Origin of the sequence: Flavobacterium sp. SLB02 (genome assembly GCF_009664855.1) — a bacterium.
Taxonomy (GTDB): Bacteria; Bacteroidota; Bacteroidia; order Flavobacteriales; family Flavobacteriaceae; genus Flavobacterium.
On the sequence record NZ_CP045928.1, the window covers coordinates 261985 to 283438 of the forward strand.

Consider the following 21454-nt stretch of genomic DNA (forward strand, 5'->3'; position numbering starts at 1 on the left):
TTTTTTAATGAATTTTAAAAATAAAAAATTGGTTTCGCTTTCTAGAACAATTGTTAATGTCTTTTTTATTTCTGAAATCAACTTCAAAAAAAAATCCGCCAAAACTTGATTTGACGGATTTTAAGATATAATCTAATATTTTTTTATGTTGATAAGGTTAAACCCTTCGCTTTAAAATTACTAAAAAGTACCTGACGCGCACTACTAATGGTTTCTTCGGTACGGTAAATACTGCACCAGAATTTTATTTGCAGTTTGAATTTTCCATCGGCAATTGCAGTGTAATAGATTTGTGGAGGTTTAGTGTTATTGACTAAATCCATGCTTTCAAGAGATTCTAAGATTAAGGTATTAATCTCGTCGGGCATGATATCTCCGCTAACTTCTACAGCAGTTTCTACCAGTTTATAATTGTCTGTATAGGTCCAGTTGGTAATGTTTTGCGATAATAAATTACCATTTGGTATAATGATTTCGGCACCGTTTGCCGAGTTGATTTTCGTCGTACGCAATCCCATCGATTTTACACGACCAGATTCTGAAGCAATATTGATTACGTCCCCAATTTGTATCGGTTTATCAAAAATCAGGATAATACCCGAAACGAAATTGTTCACCACACTCTGAAGACCAAGTCCAACACCAACACCCAACGCTCCTAATAAAATGCTTAGTTTATCCAATGGCATTCCGGATGCGGCAACGGCCAAAAGGTAACCACAAATTAAAACCACCAATCTTGTGATCAGTAATTTAGAATGTTGTTTTTTGTTGATGTTTTCTTCGTTTTCATCATCAACTTCACCAAAGAAATATGCCACATAATTCTGTAATAAATGCGCAAGCCAGATAATGATAAAAAACAGAACGATGTTTCCTAACGTAAAAGTGATGCTTCCTATGGTATTAGGATGACTTAATAATGAATTTAAACTGGTACGCAAAGATTCCCATATGTTTAAATTGGCGGCGATTACCACAATCCACATATAACTAATTACGATGATGAAAGGTTTTTTGAGTGTTTCAGACAGGCTTTCGTAATCAAAAATCTTTTCGATACCGCGCTTTACACGAGTGGTATAAATTTGTAAAAGAATAATCTCTAAAATTATTTTTAAAAGAACGCTTAAGGCAACAATTTGTGTAAGCGATATAAAAGCAGTTATACTTAACATGTTGGCCAGCGACACCCTTCCGAAGAGATTATTAAGAATCGCCAGAACATTCAGACCAATAAAAATGATCGTAGCCCATTTAAAAAAACCTTTGTAGTAAAGCTGGTCTTTCAGGGTTTTAATCTGAACAAATCCATAACGAACGCCCAAAATATTGATGATAATAAAGGCGCAGCGTTGTATAAAACCAACGGCAATAAATAAGTCAAGGAAACACAATACAAAAAATAAAACTAAAAGAAGCAGCCAGTTGCGCATCGCCACTTTTGACCAATTATTTTTGAACAGTAGAGTAATAAGTCCCAAAAGAGCCAGCTGAATCAGTTCTATAAACATCGCCGGAGCATATAAATTACTCACCACGGCAATGTTAAGGCCCACTACAGCTACCGGAACGATAATGCCGCGATTTAAATATTTAAAGTTAAACTCAGATAAATGTTCTTCATGACCATTATTTTTAAGGTATTTTAAATTGCGTAAAATGTACCAGCCCAATAATCCCATTAATAACACCAAAAAGATTAATGCGCCTGCTTTATAACTCAAATAGTAGGAAGCCACATTTTCCTCGATGATGATTTTGGCCTTGATATTTTTTCCGACTATTTTTTTAGCCGTAGAATCGCTGGTGCTCCATAAAGCCGGATATTCTTTTTTCAGCATGCTTATTCCGGACTGTTCTAGTTTACTTTCTACAGTAATTAAAGCATTCGAAACGGCAATTTTTCGTTCTACGGTTAGTCTTTTATTTGTATTTAAAATCCCCTGATTTTTGGTCATTAAACTGTCCGTACTCAGGTATCTGTTTTTTAGGTTGGCAAATTCTTTTTTAAATTGTTTGCGTTTAATGGTATCTGTCAAAAGACCCATTAGGGTTTTGTCCTTGCGCAGCTCAATTACCCTGCCTTTGATTTTTTCAAGCTCCAGATTTCGGGAATTAATGGCCGTGTTTTGTTCATCCAGTTCCTGTTCGATTTCTTTCAGGACAATACGATACATTTGCTGGTTGCGCACATTAGGATTCGCCCCTTTTAAACTCGCCAGAATAAGATCGAGTTTGCCTTGCGTTCGTTTAATTTCTCCAAACAAATGATGGCTGTTTCCATCAAACTCAGTGTCATTATGAGCAGATTCCAAAACCTCACCCGCTTTTTCGATAGCCATCAAATAATCGCTGTCGGTAGCACTTTCTTCAAAAAGTTTTGATTTGGTTTGGGTTTTAGGCGGAGTAGTATCAGCTTTAACCGGTGCAGTTTCAGTTGTAGCTGCTTTGGTTTGTGAATAGGTTAACGGCGCGTAAAAAAAGACGGCTAATAAGGTCAGTAAACCAATAAAATTTCTTTTCTGAATCATAATGTAAGGCAATGAATTTACGGGTCAAATGTAATTTTTTTTAGGCTATTTATGATGGAAAGTATGATAAAATTTGGTTAAAAGAGGTTTTGCGGGCTTGAGTTTAATTGTGTTATGTGTGTAATTTTTTTTGCCAATGATTAAAAGGATTAGAATGATTATGATTTTTGGGTAAAATGATAAAACTAAGTTTCTTTAGGAGCTAATCCCGCACCCGAGCCTGAAAGTGCGAACTGGCGAACCCCACCACAAAAGGATTTCCACTTCTATCGGGGCTAGGGCAATTGTTTTTATAATAGTATTTTTGTCTAGTTTGTCGTTTTCGAATGAGAACATCAGCACTTTGCCTAATATTTGCGTTCAACGATTATGCTGATTTTTGTCATCCCTTGTGAATGACAATGATCTTGGTTACTTTGTGTTAAAACATTTACTTCAAATCTTTTTTAATACTTTTAATCAGTGTCAAAAAAAAGAACACATAAAAAGCATAGCTACAAGAAAGTTTAAAAACTATTATATTCGTACTTTAAATACCAGAATTACAAAAACAATCATAAAATGGAAAATATTACAGTAATTATCATGTTACTTTTCGGGGTTGCTTTTTTGAGCCTTATCAGTAAAAAGTACAATTTCCCCATTCCGATTGTGCTGGTGCTTTGCGGAGTCATTATTAGTGTAATTCCGGGGCTTCCGGTTATTGCGTTAAGTCCCGAAGTGGTATTTATTGTCTTCTTGCCGCCACTTTTATATCACGCGGCGTGGTATACCAGCTGGTCAGATTTTAAACAGACTATAAGACCAATTACTTTGGCCGCTGTAGGTTTGGTACTTTTTACCACCGTGGCCGTAGCTGTTGCCGCACATATGCTGATAGATGATATCTCCTGGCCGTTAGCTTTTTTACTGGGCGCGATTGTTTCGCCGCCTGATGCGGTTTCGGCAACTTCTATTACAAAAGGTTTGGGGTTGCACCCAAGGTTAATTGCGATTCTCGAAGGCGAAAGTCTGGTAAATGATGCCAGTGGTCTGGTCGCTTACAAATATGCTTTGACTGCCATTACCGCAGGAAATTTTGTCCTCTGGCAAGCCGGACTGAACTTTGTTATCATGTCGGTTTTAGGAATCGCCATTGGTTTAGGAGTAGGATATATCATGAGTTTTATTCATAAAAAGTTTGTCTGCGATGAGGTGATTGAAGCGACCTTAACTTTACTAACGCCTTTTGCTTCGTACTTAATTGCCGAACATTTTGAAGCTTCGGGAGTTTTGGCCGTAGTGGCAACCGGACTTTTTCTTTCGGCAAGGTCAGGAACGATTTTCACCCACGAAAGCCGAATCATGACGGGAACCATCTGGAGTGTTCTGACCAATATCCTAAACGGATTGATCTTTATCTTAATCGGATTGCAGTTGCGACAAATTATCGAAGGAATTGGGGATTACTCGGGTTGGTCTTTGTTTATTTGGGGCGCTTCGGTAAGTATTGTCGTGATTCTGGTGCGTTTTTTATGGGTGATTCCCGCGACTTTACTGCCAAGATATATCAGTAAAAAAATCCGTTTGCAGGAAGAATTCGATTTCCGAAACATGATTGTTTTCGGCTGGTCCGGAATGCGTGGCGTAGTGTCGATGGCTGCGGCTCTGGCGCTTCCGCTAATGATGAACGAAACAGAGGCTTTTCCGTTACGAAACCTCATCATTTACCTCGTATTTTGCGTAATTCTTTCGACTTTGGTCATTCAGGGATTGACATTACCATGGTTAATCAAAAAACTAAAAATAGAAAAATATTCGATCCTGGCCGAAGAATACGAAATAAGAAACGTAATTGTTTCGCAAACCATTACCCACATCGAAGATAATTTCTCGTTACTCAACGACGACTTACTTCATAACATAAAGAGCAAGTATGAAGTAAAATTCAATCGCCTCCAAAAAACCGAACTCCCGGCCAACTTCTTTGGAAAAGGAAATCTAATGGGCGGCGAGATCTTCAACGACTTCACCAAACTTCAAATCGATCTCCTAAACGTAGAACGCGCAAAACTAGAATCGATGCATAAATCCGGTTCTGTCAATGAAGAGATTTTCAGGAAGATTGAGAAAGAACTGGATTTGGAGGAGACCAGGTTGTGGATGGAGATGTATGAGGAGTAATTAAGTTGTTTGTATTTAACATCGCATATTGCGATATGCGATGATGATGTCATATGAGAGATACAAAGGAATTTAGAAATTGCGGTTTATTTTTCAATAAATTAGGAAGAGCTAATTTTAATTGGGAAATGATCTGTTTTCTAATTAAAAAAACATCAATTTCGCTACTACCCGTGTCGGAATTAGAATCGGACAGCAGGAAAGAGTTCCTGAAAATTAAAATCCAAAATTTTTAAAATTCAAAAATTCCGACTTCTCTCAGCATAACAATAATAAATTCCAAAAAGCGTTTTATTAAACTTCGTCATCTTCAAAGATCACAAAACCTCAACTCAAAAAACCTCCCAAAACCGCTGTAAAACTGTATACTGTATCCTAAAACCGTATAATAATTACACACGTCAAAAGCAATGAAAACACCTAAACAACTCAAAACCAGTAAAAACTGATAATGGCACAACGCTTGCAAAATGGGATAATGTAAATTCCTGTCGATAAATGAAAATAACGAATCGGGAGGAAAGTAAATAAAATAAAAGCCATATAAAGCAAATCAAAAGTAGTGTCATATGAAAAGTGAAACCTTAACAACAGAACGATTTTATACCTCGAACCCGGATCTTAACAACGAACAAGCTTTAAACAGTTCCATTTTTCGTATTAACAATTCAAATGCAGCAACAAAAAAAGTAAGCGAGCGCACCAAAAGTAAGTTTGGGTTATTTGTGCTAGTGAGTACTTTTATCTTAATGTTTGTGGGAGCGTATTCTGTATATCATTTGCAGGACGACTTCGATCAGTTTCAAATTGAGCGATTAAACTCTTCCTGGGGATTACCATTCCTGATTGTTGCCGGATTATTATTTTTCTTTCAGACAGGAGTTTTCCTGTACAATTTATACTTGTTTTTTAAATACAAGCCAATCGAATCCGTTTCGGATGAAATGTTGCCAACCGTTACTGTAATCGTTCCTGCGTATAACGAAGGAAAACTGGTTTGGGATACTTTATTAAGTTTAGCCGACAGTGATTTCCCGGCACATAAACTTGAAATACTAGCCGTAGATGACGGAAGTAAAGATGATACCTGGTACTGGATGCAACAAGCCAAAATAAAATTAGGAGATCGTTTAACAATTTTTCAGCAACCGGCAAACGCAGGAAAACGTCACGCCTTATACCGCGGATTTGAATTAGGAACCGGAGAAATTTTTGTAACGGTAGATAGTGATTCGATCGTGAAAAAAGATACCCTTCGTAATTTAGTGAGCCCGTTTGTGGTAAACGAAAAATGTGGAGCAGTGGCAGGTAACGTTCATGTTCTAAACAGCAAAAAAGCAATTTTACCAAAAATGCTTAACGTAAGTTTCGTAATGAGTTTTGAATTCATGCGTTCTGCCGAAAGTCAGTTGGGTTCTGTACTTTGTACTCCGGGAGCAGCTGCGGCATATCGTAAAACAGCCGTTTTTGCCTGTCTTGACGAATGGATCAACCAGACTTTTATGGGACAACCATCAGATATTGGTGAAGATCGCGCCATGACTAATATGATCCTAAAACAAGGACAGCAAGTATTGTTTCAGAGAAATGCCTATGTACTAACCAACGTTCCTGAAGAATACACGGGATTGTACAAAATGTTTATCAGATGGAGCAGAAGTAATGTGCGTGAAAACATCGCAATGGCCAAATATGTTTTCACCGATTTTAGAAAAGAATCTAAATTTGGTTCAAGACTTTTATGGCTCAACCAGGCTTTAAGAATTGTTATGGCGTATCCGTTTATGCTTTTCATGTTCTTTTTTATTGCCATTCATCCGTTATTGTTTTTAAGTTCAACACTATTAGGAATCTTAATCGTATCGAGCTTCCCGGTTTTATTTTACGCTAAAAGATATAATTTTTCCGATTCGCTTTGGGCCTATTCATACAGTGTTTTTTACACCTTTAGCTTATTCTGGATTACACCATACGCCATCGTTACAGCCAACAAAAGAGGCTGGTTAACACGTGGTTTAGCATAAATTAAATATTAGAATTAGATTAGAAATTGAAATTAGATTTGTTTTTGAAACTCCTGTTCATCTGAGCAGGAGTTTTTTTATGGAATAAAGTCTGTTATTTTTTATAGCCACTGATTAAAAGCATTAAAAAGTATTTTTTATTTTAGGTGTATTTCTAACTTATATCTTGAAAAAAGGAATTTGATTTATAATTTTTTTAGGAGCTATTTCCCGCACCCGAGCCTGAAAGAGCGAACTGGCGAAGCAATCCGTTCTAATCTTTTGTGGCGAACCCCGCCCTAAAAGGATTTCCACTTCTATCGGGGCTAGGGCACTCATTTTCATAATACTATTTTCGTTTATTTTGTTATCTCGACCGAAGGAGAAATCAGACTCGAAAATCGGCAAAGATTGATGATTTTCTTTACGTCCCGAAGCTTCGGGATAGTGTGATTTTTCCTGCGTCAGGATGACAAGATTACTAAAATCCTGAACAAAGATAAATGCATACTCAATTGCCCTCCTCCGTCGAAATGAAACTTTGGCGATATACTTTCTTGAAATTTTAACTTACCGTATTTCAACATTGCCCGTGGTTTCAACCACGGGGAACGTACTGTAATTAACATATCGTAAATAACGTACTGTAATAATTTATTTTTAAAATATCTTATGTCCAAACGGTTGAAGTCCTTTGCTATGTTTTTACATCATAATCATTTAAATCCTTTTATCCCGATAGCTATCGGGAGTGGCAAAATAAGACCGAAGTAAGTTCGAAAAAATAAATTAAAAAAAATAATTAATAAAAGAATGTTCATTCATTTATTGTTTTATCTTTGTCAAAAAAATATCATGAGAATTCGGGATGTTGACAAAGAGAAGCTGGTTATTGCAACTGCAATTGATCAAATCGTACGCGACGGATTTCAGGGTTTCAGCATGAATAAACTGGCGAAAGCCTGTTCGATTTCTGTTGGGACTTTATATATATACTACAAAGACAAAGATGATTTAATACAAAAAATAGGTGCTATAACAGCATTAGAATATTTTACCAGCACGGTAAAGAATTTTTCACCTGAAATGTCGTTTGAAGAAGGATTATGGAAGCAATGGGAAAACCGCGCGGCGTTTACCATGAAATATCCCAAGGAAGTTGCTTTCTTTGAAATCATCAAACATTCACCTCACTCAGAAATCATTCTGGATTCTATTAAAGAGTTTGCAGATTTTAGAAAGATTATGACTGAGTTTATGGATAACGGACTCCGTAATAGAGAACTGGTTCCCATGACATTTGAAGCTTTTTGGTCTGTCGCCTACGGACCATTATACACGCTGTTGAACATGCATACTGAGGGTAAGAGTATGGGAGGAAGGCCATTTAAACTTACCAGAGAAATTATGAAAGAAGCTTTTAGCCGAACCATAAAAGCTTTAACACCATGAAAAATTATGGATACAGATTTAAATACAATACACGTTTTTAAAACAAATATTGCTACTGTAGATCCGGCTTGCCAGCTGCGTAAAACGCTCGACCAACACCAGGATATACAGCAATGGAGTATCGATCACGAAGATGTCGATTGTGTTCTCCGCGTTGTTTCATCGGTACTAAAACCCGAAACAATCATTGGTATGATCAACGGATTTGGTCATGAATGCCAGGAATTAAATGAATAAAAAATAACCAGTTTATATGGAAAAAACATCAGGGGACAGCCCCGCTTTTACTTTTAACCAAAAAATCATCATCGCCATTCTGGCACTTTTGCAGTTTACTGTAATTCTTGATTTTATGGTCATTTCTCCGATGGGAGATATCTTAATGAAAACACTCGATATGACCACTGCAAACTTTGGTTTTGCCGTTTCTGCTTATGCATTTAGTGCCGGAATCTCCGGATTATTAGCAGCAGGTTTTGCAGATAAATTCGACCGAAAAAAATTGCTGATTTTCTTTTACACAGGATTCATTATTGGTACCGTTTTCTGCGCACTTTCATCGAGTTATATCATGCTGCTTATGGCAAGAATTGTTACTGGACTTTTTGGTGGTGTAATAGGTTCTGTATCATTGGCCATCGTAACCGATTTATTTGTCATTCATCAAAGAGGTCGTGTGATGGGCTTTATACAAATGGCTTTTGCCACCAGTCAGATTCTGGGAATTCCCGTTGGTTTGTATTTTGCCAACAACTGGGGATGGCATTCGGCATTTATCATGATCGCCGTTTTAGGAGTCCTGATTCTGATTGCTATCATTACTCAAATGCAGCCTATTATCAAACACCTTGAAGTACAATCAGATAAAAGTCCGTTTTTGCATCTTTGGCATACGTTAAGCAATAAACAATACCAAATAGGATTTGCTTCTATTGCATTTCTTTCGGTTGGAGGATTTATGTTACAACCTTTTGGGAGTGCGTTTTTGGTCAACAATATTAAAATTAGCCAATTAGAATTGCCAATGGTATTTTTCTTTACCGGACTTTCAGTACTTTTTATCATGCCTTTGGTGGGGAAGTTAAGTGATAAAATAAGTAAGTTTAAATTGTTTGCAGCGGGTTCTGTACTCTCTATCATTATGATTTTGATTTATACCAACCTGAATCCTATTCCGCTATGGGAAATCGTAGTTATCAATATGATTTTGTTTATGGGAATCATGAGCCGAATGATCCCTGCTACAACCCTAAATACAGCTATTCCTGGATTAGAAGATCGTGGCGCTTATATGTCGATATCTTCCTCACTGCAGCAAATTGCAGGCGGAATTGCAGCGGTTTGTGCCGGATATATCGTGCATCAGAAAACCAAAACAGCTCCATTGGAAAATTATGATATTTTAGGATACGTAATTGCAATTATTACACTTTGTTCCATATTTTTTATTTGGAGAGTAAATCAGTTAGTAAAATCGAAAGATGCTGCAAAAGAAGTAAAGATCTAATACATTAGTATTTTAAGAATATAAAGACTGTCTGAAAAGGCAGTCTTTTTTTGGTTTATGCTGTGAATGAAAATATCGTGGTGACTTAGTTTTTAATGGCCCCCGGATTGTGCGGATTAAACGGATTTACTCGGAATTTTTTTCGGGGGAGTTCCATGGGAACAAAACATAGTGTAGGGATGGATTTTAATCTATTCCCATTGTCAGGCTGAGCTGAGTCGAAGCCTCCCAATGTTTTCATTTCGACCCTAGGGAGAAATCACACTAGAAATTCCGCAAAGTAAAGGACAATCTTTGGCGAGTTACGAGTGTGATTTCTCCCTCGGGTCGAAGTGACAAAAAATGACAAAAAATCCGTTTAAATCTGAGTCCAACATTCACAAACAACAAAAGAAAGTATCAAACATTCCAAATCCCAGTTGTCGCTGTTTCTTTCGCGTAAGCGGAAAAATCTTTTGCTTTTCTGCCCAGAACTTTTTCGATATCAGAAGTAATACTCGAATTTCGACCATCCAGCACCTGTTCGAAAAGATAGTTGATCAACCAAATATAATCTTCTGGAACCTGATATTCTCTTAACATCCCGATATATTCTGCTAAAGATAATCCCTGAAAAGTGATGTTTCTGCCCGAAGCAATGGCAATTTCGTTTATGGCCTGTTCAAAAGTTAACAATCTCGGACCCGTCAATTCGTATGTTTGTCCGTTATGTTTGTCATCCAGAAGAGAAGCCGTAACCACCTCAGCAATATCATCGGCATCTATAAAAGGTTCTAAAGCTTCAGATCTTGGCAATGCTACAATTCCAGCCAAAACAGGATCGAGGAAAAAGCTTTCGCTAAAGTTTTGATTGAACCAGCTGGCACGAACAATCGTCCAGTTTTTGGCATTTTTTTTTACGATTTCCTCACAAACCTGGGCTTCTTTTTCGCCCCTTCCAGATAATAAAATGATTTTCTGAACGCCTGATTTTGTGGCAAGACGAGTAAAATTTTCGATAGAATATGCTGCCGCAGGAACAGCTAAATCAGGCTGAAAAGTGATGTAAACCGCATCGACATCTTCCAGAATTTTTTGCCAGGTTTCCGGTTTTTCCCAATCAAAAGGGATTTTATCGTTTCGCGAACCCAAACGAATTTCGACATTTTTGATTTTTTCTAATCTTTCGGCTACTCTGCGTCCTGTTTTTCCGTTGGAACCCAGAACTAAAATGGTGGTATTTTTCATATCAGTTTTTTTTTTGATGATTACTGATACAAAGATGTTGAGATTAAAAAAGAATCATTTGTCGTAAAAGAATTAAGATTTGTTTGAAAGGAATTGTTGGCGAACATCATTAGGACGCATGCCGAATTTTTTATGAAAGGCATTCGAGAACGAGCTTAAACTTTCGTACCCTACTTCCCAAGCCGATTCCTGTACTGTTTTTTCACTTTCGCGAAGTAATTCATAGGCTTTATGCAATCGTTCTTCCTGAACAAATTTGAAAACCGGAACGCCAAAAAGCTCCTTAAAATTCTTTTTGAGTTTGTTACTGTTAAGGCCTACCATTTGGGATAATTGCGTAATCGAAGGTGGTTTTGAATAACTGTTGGTCACAATTTCTTTCGCTTTATACAATTTATTTTTGTCTATTTCCGAAAAGTCAATTTTATGGCCAGTTGCTAAAAGTCCATAAAAATGGGCCAGTAATTCATTGACCTGACTTTTTAAAAACAGCAATCTTGTATTGCCGGTATACGTGGTGTTGAAGATTTTCTGAACCGCCAGTTGCATATCCAATGTCATATAAAAAGAAGGGCCTTTTACAAAATGTTCTTTCGGATTTAGTAATTCGGGAAGATAGTTTTCGAAGATCTCTTTTTCTGCCTGAGGCAAAGAATGAAGGTGTTTGGGTTTGGTAAAAATACTGATCGACTGCAAAGGTTTATCGGGTTCTATTTTATGCGAGAAAGCTACTTTTTGATTCCCAAAAAAGCAAATCGCCAAACCGGTCGTATTCATTAAATACTTGGTTTGATCGTTGTGTTTGATTTCCAGTTCAACATTCCCCGAACCATAAAAAGCAAATCCCACAGCATCGCCATCGATCTCACATTGCTGAACAAATGTTTTATCGGTATTGGATTGTTCGATTAAAACAATAAAATCATTTAATTCGATGATATCTGTTGTCATGGATTTTTTTGTTATTGGTATCAAAAAAGCATGAAAAGTTACGATTTATCTAGTAGCAAATTCCAAATTTTTAAAATCCCAAATTCCAATCTACAAAAGTAAAACTCCAAAATAAAAAAAATCCCAAATTCCAATGAAGGAATTTGAGATTTCAGCTTTTTTGAAATTTGGAATTTCAAAAATTGGAATTTTTTAATTCTGTTCCTTAATCACAGATTGATTAAGCTTAAGAATTCTTATTTTTTTATTGGTATTATCCGATAAAAATATACGATCGTTAAGTTGCGCCACACTTACAATACTACCAAATGGATTTTGTCCTAAAACATCAGAAATATTTACACTTGCGTTATAATTACGTGCCATAAAATCTGCTTTAGGATAAAGGCGTAAAAAATTGACACTTCCAACATTTTCAGATGTAACAGCCCAATCCTGGGTAAAACTAACTGCAATTGGTTTAGCCACTATGGTAGAAGTAATCGGTTTTATAGCTTCAGTAAGCGAACTTGCAGCATTGGTTTTTATTGCTGCAATATTATAATACAAATAACTTTTTGCATCTCTTCCGGCAACTACTAAATTTCCAGCTTCAACATCTAATGAGTATACCTGATCAAAACCGTTTAATGTATTCAGTTTGGCAATAGGTTTTAGATTCCACTCGCTGGTTGTTGTGATCTGAGAAGTTTCAAAAACTTTGATCGAAGTTTCTTTTTCTTTCACGAAAACCAATCCGTCTTTTACCACAACACCAAAAACGTGTACAAAAGTTTGCCACCATTGACCATTTCCAACAATGCTGATTCCGGCATTTGTATTTTCATCTATTACAAAAAGTCTTGATTCACGGCTTCCTATATAAATTCGGCCTTTATCAACAGCAACAGAAGTAATTTCGGTCAACGCAGTCGTGGTAGTTCCTTTTTTATATTCGGTAATGGTTTTGATATGTGCCAAAGTTACCGCGTTGAAAACCTCAAGTACATTGCCATTAGCAACATATAATTTTTCGTTGGCAATCGCGATTCCTTTAGGATCTAAAGTTCCGGTTCCGTCCCCAATTTGAGCCGCTGTTATCGAAGCCTCATCAGTAGGGTAGAAGTAGTTATAAGTAGTTGGATCATCGCCATTAGAATCTTTGCTGCAATTGGTAAAAAGGCAAAGTACTAGTAGTAAAAATGGTATTTTGTTCATGATAGTTTTGTAGGTTAGTTCCATTTTCCTTCTCCTTTATATTTTAGTAAAAATGGATTTTTCGGATTAATCTTAAAGACAGGTTTTTTGTAAGTACCATTTAAATAAGCTGTCTTCGTATATCCTTTTAAAATATCCGGATCTGTAAACGGAAGATCGTTTAAAGAAATCAGATATTTATAAAAATCGGTTAACATTTCCTGCTGACCGCCGCCCTGGCCGCTATTGGCCAAATTACTGCTGTGGCTGTAACCACTATGATGTGAGTATTCGTGTGACCAAACCGACATTTCTCCATTCCAGTGTCCAGTTACATAACCTGATTCCCATTGCGATGCCAAAGCACCTCCGCCCCAGGCAGAACCTCCGCCCACCATGGCCATATTCAAAGTTCTGCTGTCTATATAGGTATTATACGCTTGTTCGATTTGAGCTTTGGTCAGATAATCGTAAACTCCGTCTACATCATCAGCGTTTCCGTGCCAGTTCAATGCGCCATTAACGGTTGCGGTTCCTGCTGTTGCAGCCTGTTCTCTTTTGTATCGGTCAAAATTCATGAATGTATCATAATACAAAGGATGACTAATGGCATACGAGAAATTGATGATCATTGTAATGGCTTCTTTGGCCAAAACAGGATTCATCGGTAAATATTTATTAGGATCATCAGCAGGATTATTAAGGTGGTACTGCGTGCTGAATTGTACTAGTCGATTTGATTTAATTTTCTTGAATTTGGCAAATAAAGGATCTGATGATTCTACAGAAAATTCGATCGCTCCCGAAGAAAACCCGCCAATTTTATCAATTGTAACTGTTTTACCGTTTTCTAACTGATAATCGTGTTTACCTTCGACCAAGGGAAGCTGGTGAAAAGAACGGTGAAAAGCAGGAACTTTAGAAAATTCGTAAATTAAAAAGCGCTTGTCGTAGTTGGCTATTTTGGCATAGACTTTTACATCGCTCAGACCAACAGGAGAATAAAGAGAAACCTGTACAGAATCTTTTCCTTTTTGGATGATCTGCAAGGGTTGATTAACACGGAAAAAACGATCCTTGTTGTCATACATTTTCGACGAGTTCTCATCGTCTTGGAACATGGTCATTGGTCTGTTTTCTTTGGGTAAAGCAGTAGCATCAATGACGGCCAGATAATTGGGGTTGTAATTGTCGCCTTTTGAGTCATCATCGCTGCAGCTAAAAAGCACACCTGCGAATAATGCCAATGGCAAAAAATAAGAAATGGTTTTTCTCATAAGGTTTGTAGGTTAAATTTGGGGTTTATTTATAAAACGCAAAACTATCAATATACTTGTGTAAAACAAGAATATTGAGAGAAAAACGTGTATTTAATTTGTAATAATAATAAGTTTTTTTAGATTTTTCTTCGTTAAATTGTTTGTCTTCCTTTTAATTTGGTACCAAACGAAGATAGTACCTTATTGAAACATACATTTTCGATTTTGATTAAAAATATTTCGATTTTGTCTAAAATGGAATGTTATTATCGAATGTTAAAATTTTTGGGTAGCCGAAGTCTTTTTGCCTTAATCCTTTTATGAAGTTTTAGTTTAAGAAAAATTCAGGGTTTCTATTTCGGATAAATCATCGTTGAACTGAACAAAAGCAGCCGGAAATCCTGCTTTTATTTTTCCGAATAGGTCTTCTAAACCAATCGCACTTGCAACGCGTGAAGTGGCCATTTTGATCGCTTCGTCTGCTGAAACCTCTAAATGATTATAAGCATTTTGAACCGCTTCGAGCATTGAGATCGTGGCTCCGGCCAAATTTCCGTCGTCATTTCGATAAAAACCATTGTCCAGATGCGCATCAAAATTATCCCATTTAAAATTTGCTACTTTTCGACCTAAAAAAGTGGCATCACTAATCAAAAAGAATTTATCCTGTTTAAGTTTATACGCTAGTTTTGCCGCAGCATAATCGCAATGAGCACCATCAAGAATTACGGGGGCATATACATTTTCGTTTTCGAAAGTAGCTCCAACCAAACCCGGTTCACGATGACCGAATTGCGTCATGGCATTAAATAAATGGGTTACGAGTTTTATCCCTTTCGAAAAATAAACCTGCGCTTCTTTATGCGTAATAGTAGAATGCCCAATTGAAATTTGAATATCACTTTCCAGCAACATATTCAGCTGTTTGTCTGTGAAACATTCCGGAGCAATGGTAATGACTTTTATAACATCTTTTCCAAGTCTGATAATTTCTTCAAGCTCTGCATTGGTGGGTTTACGAACCTGATCAATACTATGTGCGCCACGTTTTAGCGGATTCAAAAACGGCCCTTCTAAATGCATTCCGATTACACCATTATTGTGTTTCTTCATGTAATTGCGAACAGCTTCAATTCCCTGAAGAATGGTTTCATGCGAGGAAGATATCAAACAAGGAAGTACATGAGTGGTTCCGTATTTTAAACTGGCATCATAAATATCCTGAATCGTTTCTTCGGTAGGAGTCTGGCTAAAATATAGCTTTTCTCCGCCGTTAATCTGAATATCGATAAATCCCGCAGCAATATGTTTTCCTTTTAAATCAATCGTTTCAATATTATTCTGAATGTCATTCTGAACCGATACTATTTTTCCGTTTTCTATAATAATAACTCCGTTAGTAATAATTTCATCACCAGTATGAATGATCGTATTGATAATCGCTTGTTTCATTTTAATGCTACTCTTTATTATTTTAAACGTATTGATTTCGAAATTTGTTCACAAGATAGAATAATTTCCCTATTCTAAATTTTAGAAAATTATACATTTTAACTATACCATCAAAAAAAAACGACAGCGATGCTAAGAAGGGAATAAATTTTTAAAAAAGCTTAAGGCATAATTTTATTAGTGCAGGTAAATTTAAAAGGGAATAGTTTTTTAACTGTTCCTTTTTTTTATGAAGTTAATAAGCGATATCATACAAATATCTGGTGCATAACATCTAAGAGACGAAATGTTAATACAATGTTTTATAACGGGACATTTTTATTAATGTAAACGTAACCTTGCAGACCTACCCTCATTTCTAATTTTGGAGACATATTATAAACAACACAATTGTAGTATATGTCATTTTTTAAATTAAGAATACATCGCAAAAAAATAATCGAAACTGGTGTTTTAGCCAGCACCGTTCATTCGCCAAATAATCCAAAAGTGATGCGTCATGTATAAAGGATTTACAGATGAGCAGCTTGTTGAATTACTGAAACAAGGAAAAGACAAAGCGTTTAATGAATTGTATTTTCGGTATCGGGATGTATTGGTTCGCTTTGTTTATGTGCGAATGAAATCGGTTTCCGTTGCTGAAGAAATTGTTCAGGAAGTTTTTACTACTATTTGGGAACGTCGGAAGACCCTGGTGATTCAAAAGAAATTTTCGGCTTATATCTACACTTCAGTTCGTTATGTGACTTTAGATTATATCAAATCGCACACCATTACCGACCAATATATAAAAGAGGTTACCGACAGAAATACAAATGATCACAATAGTACCAATGCCACCGAAGATTCCATCTACTACGAAGAACTTCAGGAAGCGGTTGACAAAGCTACTTTGTTACTTCCTAAAAAATCAAAAGAAGTTTTTATTCTAAGCCGCATCAAACATTACACCAACAAAGAGATTGCCGAAGAACTGAATGTATCGCACGAAACCGTAAAGTATCATATTGCCTACGCGCTAAAATTTATGCGAAACTATTTGGGCGAATTCAATTGATATTGTTTGCTAAAAATTAAGAGTCAACGTTTTTTCTTAACAAAAGCGTAACCTTAAGCGCCTACCTAAAAGTAACAATCCCAAGACATACTATTAAAGAGATAAAAAAATTATAATGCCTGAAAAATTACATCAAGACGTACAACTTTTTTTAGAAGGAAAGCCTTCTTTAAAAGCAGAAGAATTATGGAATAACTGGTACGATCACCCGGAAGAAATTTTAGATCCTGCTTTACTAATACAATCTGATCGTTCGAAACTAAAAAAAGAAATCAGACAGATAAAGAAAACGAATAAAGTTATTTTTCTTCATGCCAGAAAATGGGTTATGGCAGCTTCACTCATTTTTTTAATGGGATTGTCCTGTTTCTTTTATCTGTCATTTGTAAAAACAATTTCGAAAGAATATGCCACCAAATTGGGCGAACACGCAAAAATAACCTTGAGCGACGGAAGCCAGATTTGGCTCAATGCCGGAAGTCATTTAAAATATCCTATAAAATTTAAAGGCGGAACACGTGAAGTATACCTTACCGGAGAAGCTTTTTTTGATGTAGCCAAAGATAAAAAACATCCTTTTATCATTCATACCGATAAAATGGATACCAAAGTATTAGGGACCAGTTTTAATGTTCAGGCCTATCCGGATCACGCCACACAGGAAGTTTCGGTTTTAACCGGAAGAGTAAATGTAAAATCGACTGTTACCGAAGAGAATGTGTATGTAACGCCGGGACAAAAAGTAGTTTTTAAATCTAAAAATAATAAACTGCAAGCCTTTACAGATATTCCGGTGAATTCTATTTCGCTATGGCGCAAAAACATCATCGTTTTTGAAGATGCGCCATTGCCGGAAGTTATTGCCACAATCAATCGCAATTATAATGTGGCGATCCAGATCGAAAACAAAAAACTAAACAATCTAAAAATTAGTGCCTATTTCAAAGAATTACCTGTTAATCAGGTCGTGGCTTTGCTATGCAATATCATCAATGCCAATTATAAAATCGAAGCAGGAACATATATAATTCAATAAGATAAATGTTGAAAATCTTTAATACAGAATAAAAGAATTAATCAAATCGAAGAATTAAAAATTAAAAATCTGCTTGATCCGCTAAATCTGCGTGCAAAAAAATAAACACAGACATTAATTTGAAAATCAGATTAGAATCAAAACATTAAAAAAAATATAGAAATACAAATTATAGCATTTAAAACGAATCAATCATCTAGGTAGAAACCAAGCAATAATCCAAACACAAATTAAAACTCCAAAAACATGACTAAAAAACAAATGCGGTACGTCGTAAACTGTCAGAGCATTAAAAAATCCGTACTAACCAAAGCACTCTTTTTTTTGGCTTTATTTTTTATCGGATCAACAATGAAAGCAGCAAGAGTTGACACTAGCAAGAGGGTAACTTTAAAAGTAGAAAACGAAAGTATAAAAAGTGTTTTTCAGAAAATAGAAAAACAGGCTGATGTGCATTTTATGTACGAAACCAATCAGGTCAATACCAATCAGAAGATTAGTTTGAAACTGAATAACGTAACCTTAGAACAAGCATTAGATAAAATATGCAGCAATTTTTTTCTGAAATACGAAATTGTAAGCAACAATATTGTCATCAAAAAAAATCAAAAACTGGCAGATGCAGGACAAGGCAAAATAAGCATTTCAGGAACTGTTTTTGGAGGCGATGACGGAATGCCGTTACCAGGTGTTGGAATCAAAGACAAAAATTCTGATGCAAGCGCAACGACAGATTTCGACGGAACTTTCAAAATGGAAATCAATTCATCAGAAGCTGTACTTGTTTTTTCATACGTAGGGTATGTTACGCAGGAAGTAAAAGTTACGAGTTCGGATGAAAACATAAGCGTAAAACTATTAGCCGATATGAAACAGCTTCAGGAAGTTGTGGTTATGGGATATGGTTCGGTAAAAAAGAATGAGGTTTTGGGAGCTGTTGGAACGGTTTCTATGAAAGAAACTTCAAGCAGAACCTACAACAGTGCAGCTGAATTATTGCAAGGTACAGTTGCAGGTGTTACCGTAATAAATAATGGTGGAGATCCTACGGCAGAACCAACCATCAACATTCGTGGTATTGGTTCTTTGAATGCCGAAACGCCTTTGATCGTTTTAGACGGAATTATCTACAGCGGATCTTTAAATACATTAAACCCAAATGATATTGCATCGATAAGTGTGCTAAAAGATGCGGCTTCGGCAGCAATTTATGGGGCAAGGGCTTCTGGTGGAGTAATTTTAATTACATCAAAAAAAGGAATTTCAGATCATATTAATGTCAATGTAAATTATCAGGGAGGTTTTCAGAGTGTGGCCAAAAAACTGGATGTTCTGGATGCTGCAGGATATGCTGATGCTATGAACACGGCCAGAGATAATGCCGGTCTGCCTAGAATTCCTGCTTTTGATCCTGCATTTGAGCCAACAGCAAGAACAACCAAAACAAACTGGATGGATGAAATTTTCCGTACAGGTGAAATACAAGATTTGTCTATTTCGGTAAACGGAAAAACAGAAAAATCAAATTTCTTTTTGTCAGGAAGTTATAGAAAAAATGAAGGGATTTTATTGAATACTTTCGGAACGAGATATACCGCAAGAGCCAATTCTTCTTTTAAACTGGCGCCAAATTTTACATTAGGAGAAAACATGTCGTATTCCTTAACAGATGGACAGGCGGCAAATACAAATAGTGGTTATACCGGTGCAATTTTAGCAGCGATTTTTTATCCGCCAAATGCAACTATTTACAGAGAAGACGGTTCAGGACAATTTGGTGGAGTTCCTGAAAAATATATTGGTTCTTACGGAGACGTAATTAATCCTGTAGCTTATCTAAAAAGACTGGACAACAGAAATCCTGTTTCCACAATTTTGATCAATCCTTATGCCGAATGGGAAATTATTTCAGGATTAAAAGTAAAATCAAATTGGGGGTATACCAGAATTCAAAACAACTCAACCGATTTTGCGGTTAAAATTACAGAACCGGGTAAAGTGTTTGATTTTAATAGATTAACCTTAACCAACTCAACAACAACAGATTTGTTAAGTGAGCAGACTCTTTCTTACGAAAAATCGTTAGGCAAACATAATTTCAAAGCTTTAGCAGGATATACGTACCAACAAACCAAAAGAAATTTTTATACCATACAAGGTACAGGTTTCGATAACGAAGATCCCTCACAACGTTATTTATTGAATGCTAAATTGGTACAGCAAATAAATGCTGGTTTGTCTGAAGAAATTATTTCTTCTTATGTTGGAAGATTGAATTACGACTTTAATCAAAAATATTTAATATCAGGAATTGTGCGTCGTGACGGAACTTCAAAACTAACATCTGAAAACCGATGGAAAGTTTATCCGTCTGTTTCTGCAGGTTGGTTGATCTCTGAAGAAGGCTTCATGAAAGGTATTAATCCGATAATCAGTACATTAAAATTACGTGGAAGTTGGGGACAAATAGGAAACCTTGGAAACCTTGGACCATACCAGTTTAGTGTACCATTGACTCAAACTCAAGGTTTAATCGGGTCAACTCCGGTAATCAATTATGGATACGCAGAAAGCGAATTATCAAACCCTAATTTAAGATGGGAAAGCTCTGAGCAAACCAACGTGGGATTAGATTTCACGATGTTCAACAGCGCTTTGTCAGGATCTTTGGATGCTTATGTAAAAACAAACAAAGACATGTTGGTTCGTGATCAGCTTCCGGGTGTTTCAGGAACTCCACTGGGCCGAATTGTAAACTCAGGAAATGTAGAAAACAAAGGAATCGAAGCAAGTTTGACCTACCAAAAAACACGTGGTGATTTTAAATTTGATGTAACAGCAAACGCGGCCTTTTTGAGTAATAAAATTGTTTCGATAAAAGATGATTTAACCTCTCTTGAGCCATTGAACTTAAGTCGTGTTCGTAGTTTGCCTTTGGCCAATATCTATCAGGTAGGAAGTCCGGTTGGTGCTTTTTACGGCTATTCTACAGACGGATTGTTTCAAAGTAATGCAGAGGCAAAAGGGTATGTAAATACCAAAGGCGAAGTCTATCAGCCCAACGCTGTTGCGGGAGATATTAAATTTAAAGATGTAAACGGAGATGGTGTCATCAACAACAGCGATAGAGTTGTGTTGGGAAGTCCTTTTCCTAAAACCACTTTTAGTTTGAATATGAACTTTAAGTACAAAGGTTTTGATATGAATGTATTTTTTAGCGGAGCAGCAGGAAATAGCGTTTTTAATGCTGTAAGACATACTGGATTAAATGCTTCTTTCCCTGGATACAACTTATTGGCCGAGTCTAAAAATGCCTGGTCGCCAAGCAATACTAATACTAATATTCCGGTACTCTCATCAACAGATAACAACAATAACTTTGGTAGAATCTCTGATTTTTATATCGAAGATGCTTCTTTCGTAAGATTAAGAAACCTTTCGATTGGATATACGGTTAAAGACCAATGGCTAAACGGAAAAGCAAAATTGAGATTCTTTATCTCAGGACAAAACCTTTTCACGATCACCAAATATTCAGGAATGGATCCTGAGGTTGGACTGAACAACTTTGGTATGGACTTAGGAAAATATCCACTTTCCCGTATTTATATGACGGGTGTAAATGCAACTTTTTAAA

At 36.3% G+C, this 21454-nt stretch carries 14 protein-coding genes; 8 read left to right on the forward strand and 6 right to left on the reverse strand.

Going from position 1 to position 21454, the window contains the following annotated elements; translation table 11 throughout:
* Positions 1-143: 143 nt before the first annotated feature.
* Complete coding sequence (locus GIY83_RS01210) at positions 144-2534, reverse strand: mechanosensitive ion channel family protein (RefSeq protein ID WP_194618549.1); 2391 nt, start codon at positions 2532-2534, stop codon at positions 144-146.
* Between the two features lie 561 nt (positions 2535-3095).
* Between GIY83_RS01210 and GIY83_RS01215 the strand changes: the two genes are divergently transcribed.
* The 5 genes from GIY83_RS01215 (at position 3096) to GIY83_RS01235 (ending at position 9659) form a co-directional block, all read left to right on the forward strand.
* Positions 3096-4697 carry a Na+/H+ antiporter gene (locus tag GIY83_RS01215; protein WP_194618551.1) on the forward strand — a complete coding sequence of 534 codons (1602 nt, stop codon included), beginning with the start codon at positions 3096-3098 and terminating at the stop codon, positions 4695-4697.
* Positions 4698-5266: 569 nt separating this feature from the next.
* Positions 5267-6721: a glycosyltransferase family 2 protein gene (locus GIY83_RS01220; RefSeq protein ID WP_194618553.1), complete on the forward strand. Its 1455-nt coding sequence runs from the start codon at positions 5267-5269 to the stop codon at positions 6719-6721.
* A gap of 834 nt (positions 6722-7555) precedes the next feature.
* The gene (locus tag GIY83_RS01225; protein ID WP_194618555.1) at positions 7556-8152 is read left to right on the forward strand and encodes a TetR/AcrR family transcriptional regulator; all 597 of its coding nucleotides are present in this window, start codon (positions 7556-7558) and stop codon (positions 8150-8152) included.
* Between the two features lie 6 nt (positions 8153-8158).
* On the forward strand, positions 8159-8389 hold the full coding sequence (locus GIY83_RS01230) for a hypothetical protein (RefSeq protein WP_208684145.1): 231 nt from the start codon (positions 8159-8161) through the stop codon (positions 8387-8389).
* A gap of 16 nt (positions 8390-8405) precedes the next feature.
* Positions 8406-9659, forward strand: a complete 1254-nt coding sequence (locus GIY83_RS01235) for an MFS transporter (protein ID WP_208684147.1) — start codon at positions 8406-8408, stop codon at positions 9657-9659.
* Positions 9660-10058: 399 nt separating this feature from the next.
* Here the strand turns inward: GIY83_RS01235 and GIY83_RS01240 are convergent, their stop codons facing one another.
* The 5 genes from GIY83_RS01240 to nagA all read right to left on the reverse strand — a co-directional run bounded on the left by GIY83_RS01240 (position 10059) and on the right by nagA (position 15724).
* Positions 10059-10886, reverse strand: coding sequence for an SDR family oxidoreductase (locus GIY83_RS01240; RefSeq protein WP_208684149.1), 828 nt, complete (start codon positions 10884-10886; stop codon positions 10059-10061).
* Positions 10887-10958: 72 nt separating this feature from the next.
* Positions 10959-11837, reverse strand: coding sequence for an AraC family transcriptional regulator (locus tag GIY83_RS01245; RefSeq protein ID WP_194618564.1), 879 nt, complete (start codon positions 11835-11837; stop codon positions 10959-10961).
* 192 nt (positions 11838-12029) lie between these two features.
* The gene (locus GIY83_RS01250; protein ID WP_194618566.1) at positions 12030-13058 is read right to left on the reverse strand and encodes a hypothetical protein; all 1029 of its coding nucleotides are present in this window, start codon (positions 13056-13058) and stop codon (positions 12030-12032) included.
* Complete coding sequence (locus GIY83_RS01255) at positions 13049-14290, reverse strand: hypothetical protein (RefSeq protein ID WP_208684151.1); 1242 nt, start codon at positions 14288-14290, stop codon at positions 13049-13051. The genes GIY83_RS01250 and GIY83_RS01255 overlap by 10 nt, the downstream gene beginning before the upstream one ends.
* Positions 14291-14605: 315 nt before the next feature.
* A complete protein-coding gene (gene nagA, locus GIY83_RS01260; RefSeq protein WP_208684153.1) occupies positions 14606-15724 on the reverse strand; it encodes an N-acetylglucosamine-6-phosphate deacetylase in 1119 nt (372 codons plus the stop codon).
* A gap of 499 nt (positions 15725-16223) precedes the next feature.
* Here nagA and GIY83_RS01265 point away from each other — a divergent pair, with 499 nt between their 5' ends.
* The 3 genes from GIY83_RS01265 (at position 16224) to GIY83_RS01275 (ending at position 21453) form a co-directional block, all read left to right on the forward strand.
* On the forward strand, positions 16224-16781 hold the full coding sequence (locus GIY83_RS01265; RefSeq protein ID WP_208684156.1) for an RNA polymerase sigma-70 factor: 558 nt from the start codon (positions 16224-16226) through the stop codon (positions 16779-16781).
* 115 nt (positions 16782-16896) lie between these two features.
* The gene (locus GIY83_RS01270; protein WP_208684158.1) at positions 16897-17817 is read left to right on the forward strand and encodes a FecR family protein; all 921 of its coding nucleotides are present in this window, start codon (positions 16897-16899) and stop codon (positions 17815-17817) included.
* Positions 17818-18063: 246 nt separating this feature from the next.
* Positions 18064-21453 carry a SusC/RagA family TonB-linked outer membrane protein gene (locus GIY83_RS01275; protein WP_208684160.1) on the forward strand — a complete coding sequence of 1130 codons (3390 nt, stop codon included), beginning with the start codon at positions 18064-18066 and terminating at the stop codon, positions 21451-21453.
* The last annotated feature ends 1 nt before the right edge of the window (position 21454 follow it).